General features: G+C 68.9%; 11 protein-coding genes and 1 pseudogene. All 12 read right to left on the bottom strand.

Annotated elements, in window-relative coordinates:
• Positions 1–159: 159 nt before the first annotated feature.
• Positions 160–507, bottom strand: a complete 348-nt coding sequence (locus Ari01nite_RS48280; RefSeq protein ID WP_203791351.1) for an RNA polymerase sigma factor sigma-70 region 4 domain-containing protein — start codon at positions 505–507, stop codon at positions 160–162.
• On the bottom strand, positions 504–800 hold the full coding sequence (locus tag Ari01nite_RS48275; protein WP_203791350.1) for a hypothetical protein: 297 nt from the start codon (positions 798–800) through the stop codon (positions 504–506). Before Ari01nite_RS48275 ends, Ari01nite_RS48280 begins: the two co-directional genes overlap by 4 nt.
• Positions 797–1,975, bottom strand: a complete 1,179-nt coding sequence (locus Ari01nite_RS48270) for a hypothetical protein (RefSeq protein ID WP_203791349.1) — start codon at positions 1,973–1,975, stop codon at positions 797–799. Before Ari01nite_RS48270 ends, Ari01nite_RS48275 begins: the two co-directional genes overlap by 4 nt.
• Complete coding sequence (locus Ari01nite_RS48265) at positions 1,972–2,196, bottom strand: hypothetical protein (protein WP_203791348.1); 225 nt, start codon at positions 2,194–2,196, stop codon at positions 1,972–1,974. The genes Ari01nite_RS48270 and Ari01nite_RS48265 overlap by 4 nt, the downstream gene beginning before the upstream one ends.
• Positions 2,193–2,864: a toprim domain-containing protein gene (locus tag Ari01nite_RS48260; protein WP_239163683.1), complete on the bottom strand. Its 672-nt coding sequence runs from the start codon at positions 2,862–2,864 to the stop codon at positions 2,193–2,195. The genes Ari01nite_RS48265 and Ari01nite_RS48260 overlap by 4 nt, the downstream gene beginning before the upstream one ends.
• Positions 2,865–2,889: 25 nt before the next feature.
• Positions 2,890–3,000 (bottom strand): annotated as a pseudogene (locus Ari01nite_RS51600) (CHC2 zinc finger domain-containing protein); the annotation flags it as partial.
• A 77-nt stretch (positions 3,001–3,077) separates the two neighbouring features.
• Positions 3,078–3,206 carry a hypothetical protein gene (locus tag Ari01nite_RS51230; RefSeq protein ID WP_275410964.1) on the bottom strand — a complete coding sequence of 43 codons (129 nt, stop codon included), beginning with the start codon at positions 3,204–3,206 and terminating at the stop codon, positions 3,078–3,080.
• Positions 3,203–3,601 (bottom strand): hypothetical protein, encoded by a 399-nt coding sequence (locus tag Ari01nite_RS48255; RefSeq protein WP_203791347.1) that lies wholly within the window; start codon positions 3,599–3,601, stop codon positions 3,203–3,205. The genes Ari01nite_RS51230 and Ari01nite_RS48255 overlap by 4 nt, the downstream gene beginning before the upstream one ends.
• A gap of 2 nt (positions 3,602–3,603) precedes the next feature.
• A complete protein-coding gene (locus Ari01nite_RS48250; RefSeq protein ID WP_203791346.1) occupies positions 3,604–4,440 on the bottom strand; it encodes an AAA family ATPase in 837 nt (278 codons plus the stop codon).
• Positions 4,441–4,458: 18 nt separating this feature from the next.
• Positions 4,459–4,929: a hypothetical protein gene (locus Ari01nite_RS48245; RefSeq protein ID WP_203791345.1), complete on the bottom strand. Its 471-nt coding sequence runs from the start codon at positions 4,927–4,929 to the stop codon at positions 4,459–4,461.
• Between the two features lie 47 nt (positions 4,930–4,976).
• Positions 4,977–5,537, bottom strand: a complete 561-nt coding sequence (locus tag Ari01nite_RS48240; protein WP_203791343.1) for a hypothetical protein — start codon at positions 5,535–5,537, stop codon at positions 4,977–4,979.
• A gap of 174 nt (positions 5,538–5,711) precedes the next feature.
• Positions 5,712–6,575, bottom strand: coding sequence for a hypothetical protein (locus Ari01nite_RS48235; protein WP_203791341.1), 864 nt, complete (start codon positions 6,573–6,575; stop codon positions 5,712–5,714).
• Positions 6,576–6,613 lie beyond the last annotated feature (38 nt).

Raw genomic sequence — 6,613 nt, 5'->3', positions numbered from 1 at the left:
TTGGCGCGACTCTCTACTCTATTCGATACTCGAACACGAATGGCGCAACACCGATGAGTCGCAGAAAATTGTATAGAGGCCGAGAACATAAAAACCGCCCCGCTCCATCACGAGGATGAAGCGGGGCGGTTTGCGTTACCGGGGTGGCCGTTTAACTGATTAATCGGGTTCGCCGTTGAGGGTGGCGACGATGCAGCGGACGCCTTGTTTGACGCGGTAGTTGATGGCTTGGCGGGTGACGCCTTCCATTTGGGCGACGTGTTCTTCGGGTATGTCGAGTCCGTAGCGCATAAGGATCGCTTTGCGTTCGGTGTCTCTGAGGGGTGCTTTTGTCCAGCCGGTTTTGATGTCGGCGATGTGGGCGAACAGGGTGCCGGCGTGGGCGGGATCGACCTGGGCGCGGGGCATGCCGGGGGTGGGTCCGGTGTCGGTCATGCCGTAGGCGTAGTTGCTGTCCCAGACGGCGGGGAGCAGACGTTTGACCAGGGCGCGGTCGTAGGTGGTCATGCGGCGTTCTCCAGGATGGCGCGTTCGTAGGAGATGGTGAGGTTGGCTTGCCGGGCTTGGGGGCGGATGGTGTCGACGAGGCGGCACCAGAGCCAGTGGTGCAGGACGCGCATGTCGTCGTGGTGGGTGTGGATTTGGTCGGGGTTGTTGGCGAGCAGGATGAGTGCGTCGTGGTAGAGGTCGTCGGTGTCCGCGATTGCCGGGTATTGGTTGGCGACTCGGCGGGCGGCCCGGTACGCGGCCCGGGTGACGTCGTCGTGGTCGAGGAAGGTCCAGTCGGCAGGGGTGGTCACCGGATTACCTCTTTCGTGTTCGTGTGGCCGTCGTGGGTGACGGCGACGATGAGTCCGGGGTGACCTGGGGTGCCGTTTTTGTGGCGCCACCAGGTGGATTCGGCTTCGAGGGCGGGTGCCTGGATGAAGGTCCGTGGCCCGTCGGTGTCGATGTGTTCGTGGTGCAGGTGCCCGGCGACGAGCAGGTGCGCGTGGTGCATCGGGCTGGCCGGGTTGAAGGCTTGGCCGCGCCACCAGTCGAAGTGTTTGCCGGGCCGCCATTGGTGGCCGTGGGCGTGCGCGACGATCGTGCCGGCGACCTCGGTCATGACGGTGAGTTCGTCGGTGGCCGGGACGTAGAACTCGAGATGGCCGAACGCGTCCGGGTTGAGCCGTACCGCGTCCGCGACGGCGATCAGCGATTCGGTGTCGTGACTGTCGTCGTAGCGGGTCAGGCCGCGGCCGGCGATCCGGACGGCTTCGCCGTGGTTGCCGGGGACCGCGGCCATGGACACCCGCTTGGCGAGGGGGGCGAACAGCTCGGCGGCGTGCAGCATGACGCGGCGGGTGAGCCGGATCTGGTCAGTGAGCGTCAACCCGGTGCGCCAGACGTTCGCCCCGCCCTGCGAGACGAACCCTTCGATGTGGTCACCGAGCCAGGCGACGTGGGCGTGGCCGATGTCGCAGCGTTTGCGGTACTCGATCAGCAGGTCCGCGGCCCGGTTAAGGCCGTCGATGGTGCGGTGTAGCGCGCCGGCTGCGCCGTCACCGTCGATCTTGCCGAACTGCATGTCGCCGAGCAGGACCAGATAGCCGTGGTCGCCGTCCGGGCGGGCCGGGCTTGGCTGGTATGCCTGCACCCGGTCCAGCAGTTCGTCAACCGGCGGCCGGTCCTGTTCGCGGCCGGTGCGGGTGAAGGTGTAGCGGGTACTGACGCCGTCGCCGCCGTTGGGCATGGTCCACTGCGTTGACCGGAGCCCGGTGACCGCCCAGTCGTGCGGGTCCAGGCCCTGGTCACGCAGATAGGCGGTGGCGGCGTCCTCGGTCACCTGCTCTTTGTCGCCGCGCATCGTGACGGTGGCGGTGTCGCCGTGCTGCTCGACGCGACGGGTGAAGTCCTTTTCCCGCCCGGTGGGCGGCTCGATGCTGGGGCCGACGGGCTTGGCGAGCAGCTCGGCCAGCAGGTCATCGCTCATCGACGTCCACCCTCGTGCGGGCGCAGAGTGCGCCGGTAGGTGCGGATGGTGGACGCCGAGACAGGGGTGCCCGCGCGCTTGAGCCAGTCGGCCAGGTATTCGGCGCTGGTCGTGGCGATCAGGTGCGTGAGGAACGCGTGGCGGGTGGCGTCGGTCATGGCGTCGACCGCGGCTTGCAGCCGGGGGCCGGGGTTGCCGGGCAGGTTCGTCTTGGGGGTCATGCGGCGGTCGCCTCCTTACCGATGAGGGCGTGTAGTGCGTCGGCGCCGCCGTGCAGGTAGGTGTCGGTGACGTCGCCGTGGCGCAGCTGCACCGTCTTGGCCGTGCGCAGCGCCCGGGTGACCCGGTTCGCGAGGTCGGCGCCCGCGTCGTCGGGGTCGGCCCACACCCATACGCGGGAGAAGCCGGCGAGCATGCGCCGGTGGTAGGCGCGCCAGGAGTTGACGCCGGGGACGGCGACTGCGGGCAGGCCGATCCGGTTGAGGATGATGGCGTCCAGTTCGCCTTCGCAGAGGTGGACTTCGTCGTCGGCGATGTGGATGGCGGCGATGTGGAACATGCGGGCCGGCTCGTCGGTGACGCTCATGTATTTGCCGTGGCCGTGCTCGCGGTGCTCGTGGTCCTGTATGCACCGGAACCGCAGGCTGACCGGCCGGCCCTGCTGGTCGAGGTACGGGATGACGAGGAACCCGGTGAAGCGGGTGTGGCCGGGTAGAGGGTCAGCGACGACGCCAAGCCGGAACGTAGCCGCGGTCTCGCGGTCGATCCCGCGGGCGAGCAGGTACCTGGCGGCGTCGGCCGTAACGGCTGCCTGATAGGCCGCCGTCGCCTCTTCGAGGGTCTCGCGTTGCGAGGCCGAGTGCGGCCGCAAGGGCTCGGGCTCGGACAAAATCAACACCTTCTTTGTCCATCAGGAGCTGGTACGCGTCGCCGCCGCGACCGCACGAGTGACACCGCCACACCTGCTTGTCCAGGTGCAGCGACATCGACGGCGTGCGGTCGTCGTGCAGCGGGCAGTGCGTCATCTGCGCGACGCGGCCCGGCGTCCAACCCACGTCGTAGTGGTCGAGGACGGCGGCCAGGTCCGGGCGGGCATCGTCGGTCATGGCAGGTCGGCGCCGAAGAACTCCTCGACGGCGAAGATGTCGCCGAGCAGCCACGGCTGGTCGTCGCCGCGGGCGTCGCGGGCGAAGTCGAGCAGCGCGGCAACGTACTGGTCCAGCTCACTCATGCCGCCGCTCCGATCGGGTACAGGCCGAAGTAGTCGCCGACGGTGGTCAGCACGTACGCGTCACGCCAGTTCGCGCCGCGCCGTTTGGCCACGGCGATGCCCGTCACAGTCGACGCCGGCAGGCCGCGGTGGTAGGCGAAGTTGCCGGCCTCCAGTTGGGCTTCGCGCACGAACTGCGCCGGGTGAAGCACGCCGGCCTTGGCCTCGATGACCACGAACCGACGGCCCGGCAGCCCGGCCGGCAGGCGCACGACGTGATCGCCTTCGTCCTCGACGCCGGCCAGCGCGAGGCGTTCGATGTCGAGGCCGGCGTCGCGTAGGCCGTCCCGCAGGACGGTCTGCCAGCGCTGACCGGCCCGCCGGTTGCGCTTGTTCCGTGTTGCGGTGTCACTCACAGCTATCCCCCGATCATGTGGTGGGTGGTGCGGGCGTACGGCCGCGCATGGAAGCGGGTCCGTTCGGGTTCGCAGTACAGGACCGCGTACTGCCGGGCGGTCGGGTCGGACGGGCCCATCCGCTGCTTGATGACGGCGACCCGGTACTCCATGGAGGTCGGGTCGAGCGCCACCGACAACGTCAGTTCGGGCTTTTCGGAGAGGCCGCCTTTGACCTGATCCCGGCTGGGCGGTGACCACGGGTCGGACTTGGCCTCCCACGTCTTGTCCGAGGCGTGGTGCAGGATCATCACCGTGGCGCCGGTGGAGCGGGCCAGTTCCGTCACGCCCGACATGACGGCCATCTGCTCGGTGTAGTCGGTCTCGGCAGCGTCGAAGTCCATCAGGTTGTCGAACACGATGACCTGCGGATACTCGTCCCACAGCTCGACGTACGCCTCCAACTCCTCGTCCACGGCCCGCCACGTGATCGGCGCACCGAAGGAGAACGTGATCCGGCTGTCCGCGAGGGCGTCGAGGTAGCGGGACCGGGAGATCCGGTTGCGTTTCATCCCGGCCTCCACCTCTTCGGTGGTCTCCCCGGTGGCCATCGACGCGAGCCGCGAGGACGCGGTGAACGGGCTCATGTCGGCCGAGAAGTACAAGGTGGGCAGGTTCATCTGGGCGACCCAGAACAGGGCGAACCCCGACTTCTGCGTGCCGGAGCGGCCGGCGATCATCACGACTTCGCCGTGCCGGGGCCGGCATCCGCGGCGATACAACGCCTCGAACGCCGGCACCCGGGGAAGTTCGCGACCAGCCTCGGCGTGCAGGGCGAGCGACCTGCGTGGTGTCAACACCTGCTACGCCCCCTGCCTTCAGCCGAACGACGGCATGTTGGCGTCGAACGACGGCATGGCGCCGGACGCCAGGGCCGCGGCCACGGCGGTCTCCCGGCTGTCCAGGTATGCGGTCACCGCGGCCTCGATCGAGGGCTCCACGTCCCGGAACGCGTAGCCCTGACCCTTACGCGTCGGGATCTTGCGGACGATCCCGACCATCGCGGAGCCGATGATCTGCGCCAGCAGATCGGTCAGCATGCCGTGCACGACCCGGGCGTTCTCCAGCACCGCGGTCGGCCGGCCGGTCTCCACCGACTCGGAGGTGGCGAAGACGGTGATGTCGGCGTAGACCTCGTCCCGCAGGCGGGTCTCGCCGTTGTAGGTGTTGCTGACGCCGCGATCGACGCGCTTCGGCTCGATCAGCAGGGCAACGTCGTTGATGTGGTCGCTCGGGCGAAAGAAGGCACCGCCCACGTACGCAGACGGCTTGCGCAGCTCGGCACTCACGCTCAGGCATCTCCCAAATCTCGCATAGAACTAAACGTTGAGGTGTGTCAGTTAGTCGTCAGCGCGCGACCACGGGCCTTCCACGCCGCCATGACGGCGGGGTCGGTGAACGCGCTCGGGTCGTCGGCCCAGATCCGTTGCAGGCTCTGCACGTCCGTCGCCCGCGCGATGCGGTCCAGCAGCGGGTTGCCTGCCGGCTGCGCGGCGGCGGGTGCCTGCGCGGCGGATGCCTGACTCCAGGGGTCCGCCGCCGCAGCGGTGGCGGAGGTCGAGGCGGCGGCGGTCGGCCCGGCGGCGGCTGAGGCGGTGGCGGCTGGAGCGGTGGCGGTTGGGGCGGTGGCGGTTGGCGTGGGTTGGGATTCGATGACGGTCGCGCCGCCGAGTCCGCTCGCGATGGTCTCGACGCCGTGCGCCTGGGCGGTCGCGTTGACGACGATGTCGGACAGGGTCAGCCCGGCCGTGGTCGCGGCTGTCATGCCGAAGAACGCGGCGATGTCGTCGCGGATCTCGTGCGGCTGGCCGTGGAAGACCGCCCACGGCGCTTCATAGCCGCGGCCGTACTTGATGGTCACGGTGACGCCGCGGCCAGTCGGAGCGCTGGTGCCCACGGGCACCTCCCTTTCGTTGCGTACTCGCCCACCGTAGGGGCGTTATGGGGCGGCTGGTAGTTGGCTTCGGTGGTCTGCTGTGGTCCCTTGTGGTCTCCGGTGGTCCCGGCTGGCGTTGCTAGAACTACACGTTATTGGCGGGATCAAGCGTCGGGAACCTATCCGGACCTGTCCCTACCTATCCCTGCCTATCCCCGCGGCGTCGGTGGTGCCGTGGTGGGACGCGGTGAACGGTCGCAGCAGTTTCCGAGTGCGACGTAGCTCACGCACCCGTTTGGCGACCTGGACCGCGTCCCAGCCGGCGGTCAGGTCGATCCAGTACACGGTGCATTGGGCGGTGCCGGCGGGCAGGTGCACGATCAGGCCCCAGCGCTGGTTGACGTCCGGCAGCGGTGCCCGGGTGCGGGTGTGGTGGTCGTAGAACACGGCGCGGGAGTAGATGGCCAGCTGCATCGCCATCTTCAGCGCGCCGCGCTCGACGGAGCCGGTTTTCAGGTCCCCGATGAGGGCGCCGGCGAACGGTTCGCCGTCCGGTCCCGGGCCGCGGTAGTGGTAGATGCGGTCCGGGGTGCCGCCCACCTTGAGGCTGTCGACCACGACGAGCCGTTCAATGTGCACCACGTCCAGGTGCACGGTCGCGCCCAGGTAGGCGCCCAGGTCGGCGATGTCAGCGGGCGACGCGCCCGGCAGGGGCTGGCCGCGGTCGGCGTGCTCGCTGAGCGTGTGCAGATGGGTGCCCTGGTCGCGTTTGGTGTCGGCGCCGGCGACGCGTTCCGCTTGGACGGCGAGGTGGTTGAGGGCCTGCTTGTCGGTGGCCTCGTTGGGGTCGAGGGTGCGCGCTCGGGTGATGATCCGCGGGTCGCGGGCCGCTCCGGCAAGGACCATGCGTTTGCCCCAGGTGGCCAGGGCGGTCTTGTCCTCGATGCAGTCCACGAACGTGGTGCACCGGGTGTAGGCGACCAGCTTGTCGCGGCCGGGGACGTGGATCAGCGGCCGGTCGTGCCGGTCACGGAGAACACCGCGGTCGTCGGTGCGCATCAGCGGGGCAGGCGCCCGGCTGGGAGTGATCAGAGGTG

The organism is Paractinoplanes rishiriensis, assembly GCF_016862375.1.
In the GTDB taxonomy this organism is placed as follows: Bacteria; Actinomycetota; Actinomycetes; order Mycobacteriales; family Micromonosporaceae; genus Actinoplanes; species Actinoplanes rishiriensis.
The sequence above is the reverse complement of the archived record's forward strand: the minus strand, read 5'-3'. Positions and strand labels throughout refer to the sequence as shown.